The sequence below is a fragment of the Phenylobacterium sp. genome, from assembly GCF_036563385.1.
Lineage (GTDB): Bacteria > Pseudomonadota > Alphaproteobacteria > Caulobacterales > Caulobacteraceae > Phenylobacterium.
Genome location: NZ_DATCML010000012.1, coordinates 196,142 through 214,675, shown reverse-complemented (window position 1 = coordinate 214,675; position 18,534 = coordinate 196,142). Strand labels below are relative to the sequence as shown.

13 protein-coding genes are annotated in these 18,534 nt (G+C 71.3%); 9 read left to right on the top strand and 4 right to left on the bottom strand.

From position 1 onward, the window contains the following. Positions 1-131: 131 nt before the first annotated feature. Positions 132-2,396: a phosphoenolpyruvate--protein phosphotransferase gene (gene ptsP, locus VIL67_RS12260; RefSeq protein WP_332049181.1), complete on the bottom strand. Its 2,265-nt coding sequence runs from the start codon at positions 2,394-2,396 to the stop codon at positions 132-134. Between the two features lie 230 nt (positions 2,397-2,626). Here ptsP and VIL67_RS12255 point away from each other — a divergent pair, with 230 nt between their 5' ends. Continuing rightward, positions 2,627-4,354 carry an alpha/beta hydrolase gene (locus VIL67_RS12255; protein WP_332049180.1) on the top strand — a complete coding sequence of 576 codons (1,728 nt, stop codon included), beginning with the start codon at positions 2,627-2,629 and terminating at the stop codon, positions 4,352-4,354. Between the two features lie 77 nt (positions 4,355-4,431). Next, the gene (locus VIL67_RS12250) at positions 4,432-5,844 is read left to right on the top strand and encodes an MFS transporter (RefSeq protein ID WP_332049179.1); all 1,413 of its coding nucleotides are present in this window, start codon (positions 4,432-4,434) and stop codon (positions 5,842-5,844) included. Here VIL67_RS12250 and VIL67_RS12245 read toward each other — a convergent pair. Together VIL67_RS12245 and VIL67_RS12240 are read right to left on the bottom strand one after the other, a co-directional pair. Beyond that, positions 5,813-6,376, bottom strand: coding sequence for a GNAT family N-acetyltransferase (locus tag VIL67_RS12245; protein WP_332049178.1), 564 nt, complete (start codon positions 6,374-6,376; stop codon positions 5,813-5,815). The two genes, VIL67_RS12250 and VIL67_RS12245, sit on opposite strands and share 32 nt — an antisense overlap. A gap of 15 nt (positions 6,377-6,391) precedes the next feature. Further along, positions 6,392-7,642: an aspartate kinase gene (locus tag VIL67_RS12240; RefSeq protein ID WP_332049177.1), complete on the bottom strand. Its 1,251-nt coding sequence runs from the start codon at positions 7,640-7,642 to the stop codon at positions 6,392-6,394. A gap of 109 nt (positions 7,643-7,751) precedes the next feature. Between VIL67_RS12240 and ubiG the strand changes: the two genes are divergently transcribed. The 5 genes from ubiG to VIL67_RS12215 all read left to right on the top strand — a co-directional run bounded on the left by ubiG (position 7,752) and on the right by VIL67_RS12215 (position 12,479). Beyond that, the gene (gene ubiG / locus VIL67_RS12235) at positions 7,752-8,510 is read left to right on the top strand and encodes a bifunctional 2-polyprenyl-6-hydroxyphenol methylase/3-demethylubiquinol 3-O-methyltransferase UbiG (protein ID WP_332049176.1); all 759 of its coding nucleotides are present in this window, start codon (positions 7,752-7,754) and stop codon (positions 8,508-8,510) included. Positions 8,511-8,549: 39 nt separating this feature from the next. Continuing rightward, positions 8,550-9,353, top strand: a complete 804-nt coding sequence (locus tag VIL67_RS12230; protein ID WP_332049175.1) for an FkbM family methyltransferase — start codon at positions 8,550-8,552, stop codon at positions 9,351-9,353. Next, complete coding sequence (locus VIL67_RS12225; protein ID WP_332049174.1) at positions 9,350-9,790, top strand: thiol-disulfide oxidoreductase DCC family protein; 441 nt, start codon at positions 9,350-9,352, stop codon at positions 9,788-9,790. Before VIL67_RS12230 ends, VIL67_RS12225 begins: the two co-directional genes overlap by 4 nt. Next, positions 9,787-11,454 carry a DUF4166 domain-containing protein gene (locus VIL67_RS12220; RefSeq protein ID WP_332049173.1) on the top strand — a complete coding sequence of 556 codons (1,668 nt, stop codon included), beginning with the start codon at positions 9,787-9,789 and terminating at the stop codon, positions 11,452-11,454. Before VIL67_RS12225 ends, VIL67_RS12220 begins: the two co-directional genes overlap by 4 nt. A gap of 77 nt (positions 11,455-11,531) precedes the next feature. Next, complete coding sequence (locus VIL67_RS12215) at positions 11,532-12,479, top strand: alpha/beta fold hydrolase (RefSeq protein WP_332049172.1); 948 nt, start codon at positions 11,532-11,534, stop codon at positions 12,477-12,479. A gap of 3 nt (positions 12,480-12,482) precedes the next feature. Here VIL67_RS12215 and chrA read toward each other — a convergent pair whose 3' ends face one another. Next, positions 12,483-13,706: a chromate efflux transporter gene (chrA, locus tag VIL67_RS12210; protein ID WP_332049171.1), complete on the bottom strand. Its 1,224-nt coding sequence runs from the start codon at positions 13,704-13,706 to the stop codon at positions 12,483-12,485. 139 nt (positions 13,707-13,845) lie between these two features. On the opposite strand from chrA, the gene VIL67_RS12205 reads away from it, so the two are divergent. Both VIL67_RS12205 and VIL67_RS12200 read left to right on the top strand, forming a co-directional pair. After that, the gene (locus VIL67_RS12205; RefSeq protein WP_332049170.1) at positions 13,846-14,931 is read left to right on the top strand and encodes a Zn-dependent alcohol dehydrogenase; all 1,086 of its coding nucleotides are present in this window, start codon (positions 13,846-13,848) and stop codon (positions 14,929-14,931) included. A 242-nt stretch (positions 14,932-15,173) separates the two neighbouring features. Continuing rightward, positions 15,174-18,524, top strand: a complete 3,351-nt coding sequence (locus VIL67_RS12200) for a TonB-dependent receptor domain-containing protein (protein WP_332049169.1) — start codon at positions 15,174-15,176, stop codon at positions 18,522-18,524. Positions 18,525-18,534 lie beyond the last annotated feature (10 nt).

Sequence of the window (18,534 nt, the reverse complement as noted above, 5' to 3'; positions counted from 1 at the left end):
TGTTCGCCGCCGCGAGTTCCTCGCCGCGGAATGCGAGGCAAGGACTCACCGAAGTTCGGAAGATGAACTCCGGGTACCACGCGTGCGGGTGGCGCTCAATGCGGTGTTCGGTCACGTAGGTCCGGTTCTCCTCAGACCGCCAGGTAGATTTTGCGCGCGAGGGTTTCGATTTCGTTGCGCACGGAACCAGCTCCGCTTTTCAACAACGCAGAAACCCCGCGCCGCGCTGCCTCGCGGTCGCAGGAAAGCACCATTTGTTTCACCGGACCCACGCCCGCGGGGGGCATGGAGAGCCGCTCGAAGCCTAGCGCCACCAGGGCGAAGGCCTCCAGCGGACGACCGGCCATCTCGCCGCAGACGCTGACCGGGGTCCCGGTCTCGGCGCACGCGCGCTGGATTTGCTCCATGACGCGCAGGAAAGGCGGCGAAAGCGTGTCGAAGCGGTCGGCGACCCGCGGGTTCCCGCGGTCGGCGGCGAACATGTACTGCAGGAGATCGTTGGTGCCGACGCTGACGAAGTCGGTCATCGGCAGCAGGGCGTCCAGGTGCCAGATGACCGACGGCGCCTCGATCATCGCGCCCACGTCAAGCCGGGAGGGGCCGGGCCGGCCGCGACGGAGCGCCCAGGCGACCTCGGTGTCCACCAGCGCACGGGCGGCGCGGAACTCGTCGCAGCTGGCCACCAGAGGAAACATGATGCGCAGCGGCCGCCCGCGGGCGGCGGCGATCAGCGCCCGCAGCTGCAGGCGCAGCAGCGCCGGGCGATCCAGGCCCATGCGGATCGCGCGCCAGCCAAGCGCCGGGTTGTCCTCCCGCTCGGCCTCCAGATAGGGCAGCACCTTGTCGCCCCCGAGATCCAGGGTGCGGAAGGTCACCGGCCGGTCGCCGGCGGCGTCCATCACCCGCGAGTAGAGCGCCGCCTGGGCGTTGAAGCGCGGCATCTCCTCGGCGACCATGAACTGGAACTCGGTGCGGAACAGGCCGATGCCCTCGGCGCCGGTCTCCGCCAGGATGTCGAGGTCCACGTCCAGGCCCGCGTTCATCAGCAGCGTGACCTTGGCGCCGTCGCGGGTGAAGGCGGGGGTGTCGCGGAGCTTGGCGAACTCGGCCCGCTGCTGGCGGCGCACGTCCATCCGGGCCTGGATGGCCTTCACCACGTCGGGCCGGGGGCGCAGGTAGGCCTCGCCGGTCTCGGCGTCGACGATCACCGGGTCGCCTTCGTTGACCTTGTCGCGCAGTCCGTGCAGGCGGCCGACGCAGGGGATGTCGAGGGCGCGAGCGACGATGGCGGCATGGCTGGCGGTGGACCCTTCCTCCAGCAGCAGGCCGCGGAGCTTCTTGCGGTCGTACTCCAGGAGGTCGGCCGGGCCGAGATTCCGCGCGATTAGCACAGCGTTTTCAGGTAGTTCGCGAGCGACGTGGCCGTCGCCGGCCAGGTGGCGCAGCAGGCGGTCGTTGAGGTCCTCGAGGTCGTGCAGTCGCTCGCGCAGATAGGGGTCGCGGGCCTGGCCGAGGCGGGCGCGGTGCTCGGAGCGGACGCGCTCGACCGCCGCCTCGGCGGTGAGGCCGTTGCGGACGGCGTCCTCAAGGCTCCGGTTCCAGCCCCGGTCGTGGGCGAACATGCGGTAGGTCTCGAGCACCTCGTAGGAGGCCTCGACCAAGCCGTGCTGGCCCTCCAGCATGTCGTCGATCTGCGCCTGCAGCCCGGTGATCGCCGCCTTCAGGCGGGCCTCTTCGGCGACCACGTCGTCGGACAGCAGCTGCGAGGGCGCCACCGGCGGCTCGTGCAGAACCGCGACGCCGTAGGCCAGGCCGTCGGCGAACTTGGAGCCCTTGATCCGCTCGGGCCGGTGGGGCGCGATCTCGACGCCCTTGAGCTCTTCCTCAGCGATCAGCTCGCCGCCGGCCACCATCTCGGCCAGGACCATGGCGATGATCTGCAGGTCCTCGACCTCGTCCTCGGTGTAGACCCGCTCGGTGCGGTTCTGGACCACCAGCACGCCGATGGCGCGTCCGCCGCGCAGCAGGGGCACGCCCAGGAAGGCGTGGTACGGGTCTTCGCCGGTCTCGGGCCGGTAGGAGAAGGCCGGGTGCTCGGGGGCGTCGGCCAGGTTCAGCGGACGGCCGAGGCGCATGATCTCGCCCACCAGGCCCTCGCCCGGCTTCATGCGGGTGACGTGGACGGCGCCCGGGTCGAGGCCCTCGGTGGCGAACAGCTCGATCTCGCCGCCGGAGCGGCGCAGGTAAAGCGAGCAGACCTCGGCGACCATGGAGCGGGCGATGATCCGCACGACCATGTCCAGGCGCGCCTGCGCCGGGCCGCCGCCGGCGAGCGACTCCCTAATCTGCCGAAGCAGGCTGCGCTGACCGCGTATGGCCACCCCTGGAATCGCCATTGTGCGGCGCTCGTCCTCCCTGTCCCTGACGTGGCGTCCCCTAACAGCTTTACGTGTCCGGACGGAGACGGAAAGAGGGAGGTTGCGTCGATTGTGCGCTCGGACCGCCGTCGCCCTCCCGAGGACCCGCAGGGACGATGATCCAAGGGGGCGGCCCCGAGGAACTTTGACACCCGGCGGCGCGCGCCCCATCGTCCACCTAACGAACATCGTCTCGGGGGGAGGCGCAGATGCTGCGAACGTGGGGCTGGTTCCTGCTTGGCCTGGTGCTGATCGTGGGCGGAAGCCTGCTGGCCAGCCGAGTGCAGACGAGCGGCGGGGTCAGGGTCGAGGACGTGCGGTTCGCCGGCGACGGCGGCCTCACCCAGAGCGGCCTGCTCTATGTGCCGGCCGGGGCAACAGCGCGGGATCCCGCGCCGGCGGTGCTGGCCAGCCACGGCTACATCAACACCCGGGAGATGCAGAGCCCGTTCGCCATCGAGCTGGCGCGACGCGGCTTCGTGGTGCTCGCCATGGACATGACCGGCCACGGCTACTCGGAGGGCGCGGTCGGGCAGAACGACTTCGGCGGCCCGGCCGCCCTGCGCTACCTGCAGTCGCTGCCCTTCGTGGACCGCGCCAACATCGGGCTCGAGGGCCACTCCATGGGCGGCGGGCCGATCCTGGCGGCCGCGGTGGCGCAGCCGGACGGCTACCGCTCGATCGTGCTGGAGGGCTCGACGCCGGGGCTGCTGCGGGCCAAGGCGCCGGAGAACCCGCGCAACCTCGCGCTCGTGTTCGGCCAGTTCGACGAGTTCGCCCAGCTGATGTGGCAGGTGCCGAAGGGCTCCGAGGTGGCGCGCTCGCCGCGGCTGATGAAGCTCTTCGGCTCGCCGGCGCCCGTCGTGGAGGGCCGCGTCTATGGCTCGGTGGCCGACGGCACCGCGCGCGTGCTCTACAACCCGCCGGTCACCCATCCCTGGGAGCACTTCTCCAAGGGCGGCGTGGAGCCGGCGGTGGCTTGGTTCCAGCAGACCCTGGACGGGGAGGCCAGCGGACCGCCGGCCGGCGAGCAGATCTGGCTCTGGAAGGAGATCGGCACGGGCGTCGCCTTCGTGGGCTTCGCCTACCTGCTGCTGGGGACGTTCGAGATCCTGCTGCGGACGCCGCTGTTCGCCCGGCTCGCGACGCCTGGCCAGGCGGCGGCCGAGCGGCGGGACGGGCGCTGGTGGCTGTCCTTCGCGCTGACAGCCCTGATCCCCGCGGCGACCTTCTATCCGGCCATGAAGGTCGGGCAGGTGTTCTTCCCGATGCGGCTGTTCCCGCAGTGGATCCAGAACCAGCTGCTGGTCTGGGCGCTGGTCAACGCGCTGATCATGCTGGGCGTCGCGGCCCTGCGGAAGCGGCGGCCGGTGTTCACGACCCGCTGGCTGGCGTCGGCGGCCCTGGCGCTGGCGACGGTGGCGGTGGGGTATCTGTCGCTGGTCGTGGTCGATGCGGCGTTCAAGACGGACTACCGGTTCTGGGTTCTGGGCCTGAAGCCTCTGGCCGGTTCGGACTGGGCGATGCTGGTCCCCTACGTGGTCCTCTGGAGCCTGTTCTTCCTGGTGGCGATCCGGGCGCTGGTGAGCGACCTGGCGATCCGCGGCGACGGCTTCCTGGCCCAGGTGGTCACGGGCAAGGTCGCCATGAGCCTAGGCTTCGTGCTTCTGGTCGCCATCCAGTACGTCAGCCTGTTCGCGACCGGCGTGCTGGCCACACCGACGGAACCGCTGAACACCATCGTCGCCATCCAGTTCATCCCGCTGCTGGCGCTGGTGGGGGCGATCGGGATGTGGACCTGGCGCCGGACCGGCTCTTACGCGCCGGGCGCGCTGATCTGCGCCCTGGTGATCGGCTGGTACATCACCGGCTCGACGGCGGTGCACTGGACGCCGGACTTCCAGCCCCCGCCGCCGGGCGCGAGCCGCGCCCGCTAGGCGCGCTGCGGCTGGATTTCGTGGGCTGAGCGTTGCAAAAGCCGCTCCCCGCCGCGTGGGCGGTCGAGGAGGACGAGGTGGCGGCGCGTCGAGGCCTGGAGCCGGAGAAGAGCTGGGGCGACCTGCTGGCCGAGGGCCGGCTGCCGCGGTTCGCCCTGATCTGCCTGGGCGTCTGGCTGAACGCCGCCGACGGCCTGGTCACCGCCACCATCATGCCCAGCGTGGGCGCCGAGCTCGGCGGCTACGCCTATTTCGCCTGGGCGACCGCCGGCTTCCTGGTCGGCGCGATCCTGGCCGGCGCCAGCTCCGGGCGGCTTTCGGAGCTGTTCGGCCTGCGGCTGGCCACGGCCCTGGCCGGGGTGGTGATGACCGCAGGCTGCGTGATGAGCGCGCTCGCGCCGAGTGTGGAGGTCTTCCTCTGGGGACGGCTGGTGCAGGGGCTGGGCAGCGGCTGGATCTCCGGCTTCGCCATGGTGGCTATCGCCCTGCTGTTCCCGGAGCGGCACCTGGCGCGCGTGTTCGCCTCGGTCTCGGGCGTGTGGGGCATCGCCACAGTGCTCGGCCCGGCGCTGGGCGGCCTGCTGCTGGAGACCGGCGACTGGCGCAACGTCTTCTGGGTCTTCGCCGTGCAGGCGGCGGCGTTCAGCCTGGTGGCGCCGTTCCTGATCGGCGGCGGCGCGAAGGGGCAGGGGGGCCCAGGCATCCCCTGGCTGCAGCTTGGGGTGCTCGGCTTGGGCGTAAGCGCAATCGCGGTCGCGGACCTGCTGCCGAACACGGCCTTGTCCCTGGCGGTCATCGGGCTGGGGCTCGCGGTCCTTGGACTGGTCTTCTGGATCGATCACCGATCGCGGGTGAGGCTCCTGCCGCACCGGGCCGGCGACTGGCGCACGGTGGTGGGCTCGGGTTACGCGGCGATGTTCTGGCTGACCGCCGCCTCCATGGGCTTCGCCATCTACGGCCCGCCGATCCTGCAGGCGCTGCGGGGGATGTCGCCGCTTTGGGCGGGCTATGTGATCGGCGCGGAGTCACTGGCGTGGACGGCCACGGCGCTGGCGGTGGCGCATGTCAGCGGGGCCTGGGACGCTCGCTGGATCCGCATCGGGGCGCTTTGCCTGGTGGCGAGCCTGGTCATCCTCGCCTGGGCCATGGCCGACCAGCCGCTCGCGTGGGTGCTGGTCGGCGGCTCGCTGATGGGCGCGGCCTTCGGCCTGTCTTGGAGCTTCATGGGCCGGCGGGTGATGGCGGCGCTCAGCGAGGAGGACCGGGCGATCGGTTCGTCCGCGATCACCGCTGTGCGCCAGACGGGTGCGGCGGCGGGGGCGGCGATCTCCGGCGCCGCGGCCAACCTGGCGGGCTTCCACCACGGGCTCAGCGTGCCGAGCGCGACGGCGGCCTCTGTCTGGGTGTTCCTGGCGGTCGTTCCCCTGGCGCTGATCGGCGCCTGGGCAGCCTTTCGGCTCACCGGGGAGGCGTCAGCCGCTTCGCCATGAAGATGTCGGGCCGGCCGGCGCCGTTCGCGTCCGGGATCAGCCCGACGACCTCGTAGCCGAGCTTCTGGTAGAAGCTGAGGGCGTGGCCGCGCGCCGTGGATTGGATGCCGCCGATCTTGCGCGCGACGTCCGGGAACAGGTCGCGCCCGAAGAGGCTGGTGCCGCCGTAGTCGTCATCTGCGCCGAGGTAGAGGGTCAGGACGCCGGCCGCCGCGGCGCGCGCCTCCAAGGCCAGGGTCAGCGCGGTCCCGACGCCGCCGCGCTGCCGCCTAGGGTCCACCACCAGCGGGTGAAGCTCCCAGGCGTGGTCGTAGGTCCGGATCAGGCCGATCCAGCCGAGCACCGCCTCGCCGTCCAGTGCGGCGATCGCCTCGCGGTCCTCGTCATCGATGAAGGCCGCGACCTCGGCCTCGGCCTCGCCAGGGTCGTTGTAGGCCGCCGGCATGTGCGCGAGCGCCTCGCGCAGGATGCGGGCCGCTTCCGCCCGTTGCCCGGAGCTCAGTTCAGATAAGGGGACGAAGCGGAGCGTCATGCCCCACCCGTCCGCCTAGAGTTGGTCCAGCCCGTAGGCCGCGTGCAGGGCGCGAACCGCCAGCTCGGTGTAGGCGGCGTCGATCAGGACGCTGATCTTGATCTCGGAGGTGGAGATCACCTGGATGTTCACGCCCTTGTCGGCGAGCGCCTTGAACATCGACTTGGCGACGCCCGCATGGCTGCGCATGCCCACCCCGATCACCGAGACCTTGGCCACGTCCTCGTTCACCGCCACGTCGTCGAAGCCGATCTTCGGCTGGGCGGCGCGGACGATCTCGACCGCGCGCGCGGCGTCGCGCTTGCCGACCGTGAACTCCATGTTGGCCGTGTCCTGGGTGCGGGCATGGCTCTGGACGATCATGTCCACGTTGACGTTGGCGTCGGCCAGCGCGCCGAAGATCTCGGACGACACGCCCGGATGGTCCGGCAGGCCGAAGAGGCTGATCTTCGCCTCGTCGCGGCTGTAGGCGACGCCGCTCACGATCCGCTTTTCCACGATCTCCTCCTCGTCGCAGACGATGGTGCCCTGTCCGGGGGCTTCGCCCGGCTCGACGAAACTCGAAAGCACCCGCACCGGCACGTTGTGCGCCATGGCGAGTTCGACGCTGCGGGTCTGCAGCACCTTGGCGCCGAGCGAGGCCATCTCGAGCATCTCCTCGTAGGAGATCTTGCCGAGCTTGCGGGCCTTGGACTCGATGCGCGGGTCGGTGGTGTAGACGCCGTCCACGTCGGTGTAGATGTCGCAGCGCTCGGCCTTGAGGGCGGCGGCGATGGCCACGGCGCTGGTGTCGGAGCCGCCGCGGCCGAGGGTGGCGATGCGGCCGTCGCGGGTCACGCCCTGGAAGCCGGCGATCACCGCCACCTGGCCGTCGTCCAGGGCGGCGGCGAGCTTCTCAGGCGGGATGTCGTCGATCCGCGAGCGGCCGTGGGCGTCGTCGGCGATGATCGGGATCTGCCAGCCGAGCCAGCTCTTGGCCATCACCCCCATGTTGCGCAGCGTCATGGCCAGCAGCCCCGCGGTGACCTGTTCGCCCGAGGCGACCACCACGTCGTATTCGTCATCGGAGGAGGGCAGGTTGCCGGTCGCGGCTCCCGCGCCGTCGGTCCAGGCCACCAGCTCGTTGGTCTTGCCGGCCATGGCGGAGACCACCACGGCCACCTTGTGGCCGGCCTCCACCTCGGCGTTCACCAGCCGGGCCACGCGACGGATGCGCTCGAGGTCCGCCACCGACGTGCCGCCGAATTTCATCACCAGCCGCGACACGGTCTGCGGACCCCCCTAGGAAAAGCGCCGGCCCTTCTAGCGACGGGATTTCCGCTCCGCAACGGGCACAATCGCTTCATCCCGACGCCCCGCGGGGCTATGGAGAGGCATGGCTTCCCCCGCATCCGCCCGTTCGAGCATCGATCCTGCCGAGGTCGAGCGGTTCTCGCGCATCGCCGCCGAATGGTGGGACCCCCGGGGCAAGTTCGCGCCCCTGCACAAGTTCAATCCCGTCCGGCTGGCCTTCATCCGGGACCAGGCGCTCTATCGCTTCCAGCGGGACGGGGCGCAGCGCCGGCCGTTCGAGGGGCTGCGGCTGCTGGACATCGGCTGCGGCGGCGGCCTGCTCTCCGAGCCCATGACCCGGCTGGGCTTCGAAGTCACCGGGGTCGACGCTTCGGAGCGCAACATCGGCACGGCCAGCGCCCATGCCGCCGAGCAGGGGCTGTCGATCGACTACCGCTGCTCCACGGCCGAAGCCCTGCTGGAGGCGGGCGAGCCGCCGTTCGACGTGATCCTCAACATGGAGGTGATCGAGCACGTGGCCGATCCGGGCGACTACCTGCGCAGCTGCGCGCGCCTGCTGAAGCCCGGCGGCCTGATGATCGTCGCCACCCTGAACCGGACAGCGAAGGCGCTGGCCCTGGCGGTGATCGGCGCCGAATATGTGCTGCGCTGGCTGCCCGCCGGCACCCACGACTGGCGCAAGTTCCTGAAGCCGGATGAGATCCGCGGCTTCCTCGACGGCGAGCCGGTTATCGTCGACGGCCCGTACGGCGTCTCGTTCAACCCGATCAGCGGCCGGTGGTCGCAATCCACGGACTATGACGTGAACTACATGATGACGGTGGTGCGCGAGCCCGCTTAAGAAGGCCTCGGGCGCGGGGGCGCTCGAAGAGGGGATCGGATGGCTTCGTTCCGCGTGCTGGCTCACGCCTTCCGCGCCTGGCGGCGGAACGTCAGGTGGGCGAAGCACGAGCCCGAGACGCCCTACCTGGCCGACCTGCTGGCCGGCGCGCCCACCTGCCTGCACGTGGGCGCCAGCGACGGACGCCACACCTATGTGATGACCCAGGTGGCGCCGAAGGCCCGCATCCATGCGTTCGAGCCCAGCGCCTTCACCTTCCAGGTGCTGAAGACCTGCCTTGCCTGGCACGGCATCGCCCGGCAAGTGACGCCGGTCCACGCCGCCGTCGCCGACCAGCCCGGCGAACTCCTGCTGGTGACGCCGAAGAAGATGTCCGGCCGCATGGGCCGGGCCTACGCCTTCGTGGCCGAGCAGGCGCCCGACGGCGCGGCGCGGCCGGACCTGCAGGATCGTGGCGCGGACCTGCAGCCGACGCCGGTGGTGACGCTGGACGGCTATTGCGCCGAGCACGCCGTCGCGGCCGTGGACTTCATCCGCATGGACATCGAGGGCGCCGAGCAGCGGGCGCTGGCCGGAGCGCGCGCCATCCTCGAGCGTGACCGCCCGCACGTGCTGATCGAGATCCACCCGACCATGCTGCAGGCCCGCTTCGGCGGCTCGGCCGAGGCGGTGGTCGGCCTGTTCCGCGACCTGGGCTACCGGATGTTCGCGCTCAACGGCGACCGGCTGGAGGAGCGCACGGACGTCGTCCCCGACCTCCCCTGGAAGGACTACTTCTTCATCCACCCGAGCCGTGCGGCCCTGCTGCCGGACGGGGTGTTCAAGGCGCGGATGGCGGCGTGAACCCGGCGGCGCCCGACGTGCTCGACGGGCTCTGGGTGTTCGACGGCGTCTGCAACTTCTGCTCGGGGTCGGTGCAGCTGGCGCTGCGTCTCGACCGTCGCGGCGAGCTCCGGTTCACGCCGCTGCAGTCGCCGTTCGGCCGGGCCATCGCCGAACGTTACGGCCTGGACCTGGAGAACCCCGACAGCTTCCTGTTCTTCGATCGCGGACAGCCGCTGGACGCCTCCGACGCGGTGCTGGCGCTGGCGCGCCGCCTGGGGCCGCCGTGGAGTTGGGCGGGGCTGCTGCGCGCGATCCCGAAGCCGGCGCGCGACGCCGCCTACGGCCTGCTGGCGCGCAACCGGTACCGGCTGATGGGCAAGAAGGCCGGCTGCATGGTCCCCTCGCCGCAGGTGCGGGCGCGCTTCCTGCTCGAGCCGCCGCCGGGCTGGGCATGACCCGCCGCATCGTGCTGGTGGGCGCCACCGGCGCCTTCGGCGAACGGCTAGCGCGGCGGCTCGCCGCCTGGCCCGATGTGGAGCTGGTGCTGGCCGCCCGCGGGCGTGCGGCCCTGGAGCGGCTGCAGGCGGACATCGGCGCGGCGGCGATCGCGGTGTTCGACCGGGCGGCGCCGGACGGGCTGGCGGCGCTGCGCCCCTGGGCGGTGGTCGACGCGGCGGGCCCCTTCCAGGCCAGCGACCTGGCCCTGGCGCGCGCCGCCATCGCGGCCGGCGCCCACTACGTGGACATCGCCGACGGCCGGGACTTCGTCGCCGCCCTGCCGGCCGCGCTCGACGCGGAGGCTGCGGCCGCCGGCGTGCTGGCGGTGACGGGCGCGAGCTCCACCCCGGCGCTGTCCAACGCCGCGCTGGACACCCTCACCGCCGGCTGGCGGGCGGTGGACCGGGTGATCGTCGCCATCTCCCCGGGCGCGCGGGCGCCGCGTGGGCTGTCGGTCGTGCAGGCCATCCTCTCCTACGTGGGCCAGCCGGTACGGGTGTTCCGCGGGGCTCGCTGGACCACACAGCCGGGGTGGAGCGGCCCGCAGCGCGTGGCCTTCCCGCGCCTCGGCGACCGCTGGGCCTCGCTCTGCGAGACGCCGGACCTGGACATCATCCCGCAGCGGGCGGGCGTACGCCGCGAGGCGCTGTTCCTGGCGGGGCTGGAGCTCGCGCCGCTGCATCTGGGGCTGTGGCTGCTGAGCTGGCCCGTGCGGCTGGGGCTCGTGCGCGACCTGCGGCCGCTCGCGCCTTGGCTGCGGCGCTCGGCGGGCCTGGCGGAGCGGTTCGGCTCGGATCGCGGGGGCATGGTGGTGCTGGCGGACGGTGTCGGAGCCGACGGGGAGCCTCGCGCGGCGCGCTGGTGGCTGGCCGCCGACGCGAACGCCGGGCCGACCACACCGGTGGCGGCGGCCGCGGCGGTGCTGCGGGGCCTCAAGGACGGGCGGATCACGGCGCGCGGCGCGCGCGCCTGCGTGGGCCTCGTCTCGCTGGACGAGATCGTCGGCGAGCTTCGCGACCTGCCGATCCGCACGGGGCAGGAGAGCTGGGGGCCTGCCGAGGGGCTGTTCCCGCGCGTGCTGGGCGAGGCCTTCCACCGGCTGCCGCCGAGCGTGCGCGACGCCCATGCGGCCGGCGGAGGCGTGTTCGCAGGCCGCGGCCGGGCGCGGGGGTCTCGCCGCCTGCTCCCCACCCTCGTGCGTCGCGCGTTGGGGCTGCCGCAGCCCGGCGCCTACCCGGCCATCGAGGTGCGCATCACGGCGAGCGATGCGGGCGAGACCTGGCGGCGGCGCTTCGGGCGGGGAGGGTTCGCCTCGCACCTGGCGGCGGGGGGCGGCCTCGGCCGGTTCGAGGAACGCTTCCGTCCGCTCACCTTCCGCTTCGAGCCCGAGACCGTCAGCCAGGGCTTCCGCTGGCGGTTCGTGGGCTGGCGGCTTGGGCCGCTGTCCCTGCCGCGCGGACTTGCGCCGGAGATCCGGGCGCGGGCGTTCGAGGCGGATTGCGGCTACCGGTTCCGGGTGCTGACCGCCCATCCCCTGGCGGGCGTCCTCTTCGCCTACGCCGGCCGGTTGAGGCGGCGCCGTGACCCGCCGGACGCACCGGCCGAGGAACACGACAGCTGAGCTCCTGCGCCAGCAACCCGGCCTTGAAACGTGCGTTTGCGAACCCAGGTGACGATTATGATTTGAGGAGAGTGCGAGTGCCGCGGAAACGGCCGAAGGGTGTGCTCGCCATGGGCTGGGCCTGCATCGAATGCGCCGCGACGGGGCGCACCGAGCACGCGCCAACGTCGGCCGATTATCCGGACAGCGTGATCCGGCGCACCAGCTTCTATGCAGGCGGGGGTCACGGCTGGAAGATCTCCGCCCTCGAGACGCCCCGAGAAAGCCCCGCGCCCTGGAAGATCGTGGTGATCACCGGGGCGCCCTCCTGGGCCGAGTACTGGGCCGAGACCATGGCCGAGCTGCCGCAGGACCGGGAGATGGTGGTCGTGGACCGGCCGGGCTATGCGGCGTCGGAGCCGGCGCATGCGGTCACCGACATCCGCACCCAGGCCGAGGCGCTGGCGCCGCTGCTGCGGACCGCGCCGGGCCAGAAGCTCCTGCTGGTCGGCCAGAGCTACGGCGCGGCCATCGCCACCCTGATGGCCGACAACAACCCGGGCCGGGTGGACGGGCTGGTGCTGCTGTCCGGCTTCTTCGGCGAGACCGGGCCCACGGCCCGCTGGCTGCTCGACACCGGGGCCAAGGCCCTGAAGGTGATCCCGAAGGACCTGCGCCATGCGGTCATGGAGGCCTCCGGCCAGCGGCCGCAGCTGGTGCACGCCAAGCGGGCGCTCGAGCGGCTGAAGATCCCGGTGCACATGATCCACGGCGACAAGGACGACTTCGCGCCCATCGAGGTGGCCGAGCGGCTGGCGCGCGAGGTGAAGACGCGGCGGCCGATCAACTTCGTGCGGACCCCCGGCGCCAACCACTTCCTGAACGACGGGCCGGCCGAGCAGCTGGTTGCGGCGCTGGAGTCCTGCATTCCGCAGAAGAAGACCTGGACGTTCCGCCTGCCGAAGCTGCCGCAGCTGCGGATGCCGCGGCCGCAGGGCGGCTTTGGCCTGCCGCAGGCGGCGCCCGCCCGGCAGCAGGTGGCCTAGGGCTCAGGCGGTCCACAGGCCGGTGGCGGCGGCGAAGCCCAGCACCACCACCCAGGGCGGGACCCGGGCGACGGCCAGGAAGACGAAGGCGGCCGCCAGCAGCGCCCAGTCGCTCCAGCGCACGATGGCATGGGTCAGGGCCGGATCCCACAGGGCGGCGGCCAACAGGCCGACGACCACGGCGTTGACGCCGGCGAGCGCCCCTCGCGCGCCGGGCAGCCGGCGCAGGTCTTGCCAGAACGGCAGGACGCCCGGGACCAGCAGCAGGCTCGGCAGGAAGATGGCGACGAGGGCCACGAGCCCGCCCACCCAGCCGCCGGCCGCCACGTGCTGGGCCGCGCCCACGAAGCCGGCGAAGCTGAACAGCGGCCCCGGGACCGCCTGCGCCGCGCCGTAGCCGGCCAGGAAGGTGTCGGCGTCGAGCCAGCCGCGGCCGACGATCTCGCTTTCGAGCAGGGGCAGGACCACGTGGCCGCCGCCGAACACCAGGGCGCCGGTGCGGTAGAAGACGCTGGCCAGGCCGAGCGTCGGGCTCTGCAGCACCTGAGCCAGGAAGGGCAGGGCGGCGAGCAAGAATGCGAACAGGGCGATCGCCGCGGCCCCGCGGCGCAGGCCCCGCGCGTCGCTGGGCCTCGCCTCGAGTGGCTCGGCGGGCGGCAGGTCGCGCAGGAAGGCCGCGCCGAAGGCGGCGCCGGCGGCCAGGGCGCAGATCTGGGCCACCGGCCCGCCGCTCATCACCAGGCCAGCGGCGGCGCCGAGCGCCATCCCGGCGCGCACCGGGCCCACGGCCAGGGTGCGGGCCATGGCCACGAGCGCCTGCAGCACCACGGCGGCGGCGGCGATCTTCAGACCGTGCAGCCAGCCCTGCCCCCAGGCGTGGCCGAGCGTCGGGGCGAGCCAGGCGAAGAGGATCATCGCCGCGCCGGCCGGCAGGGTGAAGCCCAGCCAGGCGGCCAGCATGCCCGGCAGGCCGGCCCGGCGCAGGCCGATCGCCATGCCGAGCTGGCTGGACGCCGGCCCCGGCAGGAAGTGGCAGAGCGCCAGCAGGTCGGCGAACGCCGCCTCGGACAGCCAGCCGCGCTGTTCGACGAACTCGCGCCGGAAGTAGCCGATGTGGGCGACCGGCCCGCCGAAGGCGGTGAGGCCCTGGCGAAGAAAGGCGAGGAACACCTCCAGCGCCGCCGCCGGCTGCGGCTGGGTCTCGTCGATCAGGTCGCGGGCGGCCATCGAGCGCCTGTCATGGGGGGGCGCGCCGCCGCTGTCGAGGCGTTTTCCGAAAACTCCTTGGCCCGCGCATCTGAACGACGATAAGGCTTGAACGAACCGGCCGCGACGAGGGCGGCCGCCATTCAAGGGGAGATCCGCCATGAAGGCCGCCGTGCTGCGCGAAGTGGGCAAGCCGCTCTCGATCGAGGACGTGCAGATCAACAAGCCGGGTCCGCACGAGGTGCTGATCCGCACCGTGGCGGCGGGCGTCTGCCACTCTGACCTGCACTTCGTGGAGGGGTCCTATCCCCACCCGCTGCCGGCGGTGCTGGGCCACGAGAGCGCCGGCGTCGTCGAGGCGGTGGGGTCCGAGGTGCGCACGGTGAAGCCGGGCGACCACGTGATCACCTGCCTGTCGGCCTTCTGCGGCCACTGCGAGCACTGCGTGACCGGCCACCTGAGCCTGTGCGTGTCGCCCGACACCAAGCGCGGGCCCGACGAGGAGCCGCGCCTGGCCTCCCCGAAGGGGCCGATGATGCAGTACCTGAACCTGTCCTCCTTCGCCGAGCAGATGCTGATCCACGAGCACGCCTGCGTGGCCATCCGGCCGGACATGCCCCTGGACCGCGCCGCCCTGATCGGCTGCTCGGTGATGACCGGCGTGGGCGCGGTGATGCACACCTCCAACGTCCGGCCGGGCGACACCGTGGCGGTGATCGGCTGCGGCGGCGTCGGGCTGTCGGCGATCAACGGCGCCGCGATCGCCGGGGCCGGGCGGATCATCGCCATCGACATCGTGCCGGGTAAGGAGAACTACGCCCGGGCCTTCGGGGCCACCGACTTCGTCAACGCCTCGGAAGTGGATCCGGTGAAGGCGGTCATCGAGATGACCAAGGGAGGCGTGCAGCACAGCTTTGAGGCGCTAGGCCTCGCCAAGACCGCCGAGCAGTCGTTCAACATGCTGCGCCGCGGCGGCACCGCCAACATCATCGGCATGATCCCGGTGGGACAGACCATCAACCTGATGGGCGCCGCCTTCCTGGGCGAGAAGCGGATCCAGGGCTCGCTGATGGGCTCCAACCGCTTCCCGGTGGATATGCCGCGGCTGTGCGACATGTACATGGCCGGCAAGCTGAAGCTGGACGACATGATCTCGCGCCGGCTGCGGCTCGACCAGGTCAACGAGGCCTTTGACGAGATGAAGCGCGGCGAGATCGCCCGCTCGGTCATCGTCTTCGACGCCTGATCCACACTGCATCTTCGAATCGGGAACGCCCGGCGCCTGCGCCGGGCGTTCTTGTTTGCGGGCTCCGAAGACGGGGTACGACTGCGGCGAGGCGGCGACCGCACACTGATCAACGATCACCCTGAAGAACCGTGATATTTCGGCTTTGCAGTAACCGTCATTCGTGACCAAAAATGGCGTCCTGAGCGCTCCAGACATGCGCCGCAACCCAGATGGCGCAGCGGGGCGGGGGAGGGCGATCCATGTCGAACAAGCAGTATCTTTGCGCGACCACCGCGGCCGCGATCCTGGCGCTGGCCTGCGGGAGCGCGCAGGCGCAGGGCCGCGGCGAGGCGGCGTCCCGGGCGACGGACGTGGAGGAGGTGGTGGTCACCGGCTCGTTTATCGCGGGCACGCCGGAGGACTCGTCCATTCCGGTGGAGGCGGTCACCCTCGAGGAACTCCGCCAGCAGGGCACGCCGTCCAACCTCGACCTGGTGAGAACCATGAGCGAGGTGGGCAGCGTCGCCGGCGAGTCGAACCGCAGCAACCTCTTCGCGGTCGGCGCCGCCTCGATCAACCTGCGCGGCGTGGGCTCGAACCGCACGGTGGTGCTGTTCAACGGCCGGCGGCTGCCGGACCAGTATTCGTTCTCGGTCGGCCGCTTCAACAACATCAACATCGTCCCGAACGCCGCCATCGGGCGGATCGAGACGCTGAAGGACGGCGGGGCGACCACCTACGGCGCCGACGCGGTGGGCGGGGTGGTGAACTACATCACCCGCCGGAACCTCGACGGGGTGGAGGTCAACGCCAACTACCGTTTCATCAAGGACTCCAAGGGCGACTACGACGCGGACGTCAGCTGGGGGAAGGTCGGCGACAGCTGGAACGCCATGGCCATCGTGGGCTACCAGCGTCGCAACGAGCTGGACACGGCCGACCGCGACTTCGCCCTGCAGGACTATCTGCTGAACCCCACCGGCTGGAGTTCGTACGGCGCGCCGGGCGCCTACACCTTCCAGCGAGCGGGCCAGACCGCGGTGATCACGCCGGGCGCCACCGCGACCAGCGGCAACCGGTTCGCCGGCGACTACCAGATCGGCGCAAGCGGCCTGGTGCGCGATCCGGCCTGCGCGGCCCTGGGCGGCTTCGCCGGCTTCAGCTCGGCCTCAGCGCCGATCTGCTACTACCAGACCTCGCAGACCAGCAACCTGATCGAGGAACAGGAGACCTGGCAGGCCTACGCCGAGATCAATTACGAGTTCGAGCGCGGCATCCGCCTGCACCTCGAAGGCCTGTTCTACGACCTGAACGTGCCGCACATCCCGCTGGACGCCTTCACGAGCGTCCCGCAGGTCTTCCCGATCGGCAACGCCACGACGGGCGCCACCCAGAACATCGGCGGCTCGGCCTATGGCGTCGCGGGCTCCAACCCGGCGGTGCGCCAGTTCTTGTCGACCCTGCGCAACTCGGACGGAACGCTCGCCTTCGGGGACCCGGGCACGCCGGGGACCCAGGCCTTCCAGACCGTGAACGGGGGCCGCGTGGGCCTGACGAGCGGCTTCTGGCGGCCGTTCGGGGCCGCCGGGACGCCCGCGCCCGAGCTGGAGGAGCAGCAGAACCAAAACCGCATCTACCGCTTCACCGCGGAGGTGTCGGGCGACCTGCCGCAGGTTTGGGGGACGAAGCTGCGCTGGTCGGTGGCCGGAACCTTCAACCTTTCGAACTACGAGATCAAATTCAACGACATCCTCGTGGACCGGCTGCAGGCGGCGTTGAACGGGTTCGGCGGGCCGGGCTGCACCGGAACCACGCCCGGCGCGAACGGCTGCTACTATTTCAACCCGTTCTCCTCGGCGATGGCGGCGAACCAGGTGACCGGGTCCACGAACCCGCTGTTCGTGGGCACGGGCAGCTTCACCGGCTACCTGCCCGGCGCCGGGCTGCAGAACAATCCGGAGGTGGTGCGTTGGCTCTATGCGCCGCTCTACCTGAAACGTCGGGGCGAGTATTCGATCTACGACGTGCTGGTCTCCGGCGAGACCGGCCTGCGGCTGTGGGCTGAAGACGAAATCGCCGTCGCGGTGGGCTCCCAGTACCGCTATTTCCGGGAAGAGGCCGACCTGTCGTCGCTGATCGAGCGGTCGATCAACCCCTGCGCAACGCCGGGCGTGCAGGTGTGCGCCACGCGATCGGGCCCTGGCGTCTTCAGCCGTGGCTCGGGGGTCACCGGCTTCACCGACGACCAGGACCGGCGGTTCCCGGTGGCCTCGGCCTTCGCCGAGATCCAGGCGCCCGTCTTCGACAACCTGATCGTCAACCTCTCCGGCCGGTACGAGAAGTTCTTTTCCGACCGCGGCGCGCGCAACAACGACGTCTTCGTGCCCCAGGCCTCCACCAAGTGGCAGGTGACGGACTGGCTGGCCCTGCGTGGCACCGTGAGCAAGTCGTTCAGCAACATCGACCCGCCGGGGAACCGCCCTGCGATCATCACCACCGGGGCCGCCCCGGCCGAGTTCGGCGGAACTTCAGTGCTGTTCGTCAGCAACAACTACGCAAACTTCGACGTGAAGCCCGAGAAGGGGATCAACTACAACGTCGGCGCCATCCTGCAGGTCGGCGACCTCCGGGCCAACATCGACTACTACTACATCAAGGTGGACGACCTGCTGCGGGAGCAGACCACGGGCAACATCATTCCGGGCCTGGTGCAGGCGGGCCAGACCGGCATCACCGCCCTGATCAATTGCTCCAGCCCGCTGCTGTCCGAGACCCAGGACGCGCTGGGCGGGCGGCCCTTCGTGCAGCTCAACGGGCCGTGCGTGCAGGGGCAGTCGCGGATCAACAGCCCGGCCGGCGGGGGCGGCCTGGTCGGCGGCAACGTCAACTTCTTCGGCGCGTCCAACGGGCTGCGCTACCTGGTGAACTCCGGCTACCTGCAGACGGACGGCATCGACCTGACGGTGAGCTACCGGCTGCAGGACGTGCTCGGGGGCGACATCACGCTGACGGCGGACTGGTCGCACGTGCTGAGCTACGAGCAGTCCGCCTTCGTCGTGGGCGGCGTCGAAGTGGCGCCCGGCTTCGATGGCGTGGGACAGCTGAACGACAGCCCCGGCCGGACCTTCAACCCGCGGATCGCGAAGGACCGGGGGTCCTTCACGTTCAACTTCCGACGCGGCCGGCATAACCTGAACTGGCAGACGCGCTTCACCTCCTCGCTGATCAACGACGACCTCGGCGACTACCAGGAGCTGGCGCAGTACAACGCCAACATCGCCAACAGCGCGGGCGTGCTGCCCAGCGGCGCGGCCTGCGCCGACAACAACCCAAGCACGCCGCCGGTCCCGGCAGGCGCGGGCACTGGCGTCTACGGTCCGTTCTGCGCCGGCCAGAACTACACCATCGGCACCGGCCGCAAGGTGCCGTGGGCCTGGACGACCGACGTCAGCTATCAAGTGGACCTGCCCTGGGAGACGGTGGTCACCTTCACCGTCCAGAACCTGTTCGACGAGGAGCCCGGCTTCTCGCGCACCCTGCTCGGCTACGAGGCGGGGCTGAACAGCCCGGTGGGCCGCTCCCTTCGGGTCGGTGTGCGGAAGCGGTTCTAGCGACGGGGGC

Bases quoted from the DNA above. Each gene is read 5' to 3' on its own strand.
- ptsP (WP_332049181.1), bottom strand. From the start codon at position 2,396: ATGGCGATTCCAGGGGTGGCCATACGCGGTCAGCGCAGCCTGCTTCGG.
- VIL67_RS12255 (WP_332049180.1), top strand. From the start codon at position 2,627: ATGCTGCGAACGTGGGGCTGGTTCCTGCTTGGCCTGGTGCTGATCGTG.
- VIL67_RS12245 (WP_332049178.1), bottom strand. From the start codon at position 6,376: ATGACGCTCCGCTTCGTCCCCTTATCTGAACTGAGCTCCGGGCAACGG.
- ubiG (WP_332049176.1), top strand. From the start codon at position 7,752: ATGGCTTCCCCCGCATCCGCCCGTTCGAGCATCGATCCTGCCGAGGTC.
- VIL67_RS12230 (WP_332049175.1), top strand. From the start codon at position 8,550: ATGGCTTCGTTCCGCGTGCTGGCTCACGCCTTCCGCGCCTGGCGGCGG.
- VIL67_RS12220 (WP_332049173.1), top strand. From the start codon at position 9,787: ATGACCCGCCGCATCGTGCTGGTGGGCGCCACCGGCGCCTTCGGCGAA.
- chrA (WP_332049171.1), bottom strand. From the start codon at position 13,706: ATGGCCGCCCGCGACCTGATCGACGAGACCCAGCCGCAGCCGGCGGCG.
- VIL67_RS12205 (WP_332049170.1), top strand. From the start codon at position 13,846: ATGAAGGCCGCCGTGCTGCGCGAAGTGGGCAAGCCGCTCTCGATCGAG.
- VIL67_RS12200 (WP_332049169.1), top strand. From the start codon at position 15,174: ATGTCGAACAAGCAGTATCTTTGCGCGACCACCGCGGCCGCGATCCTG.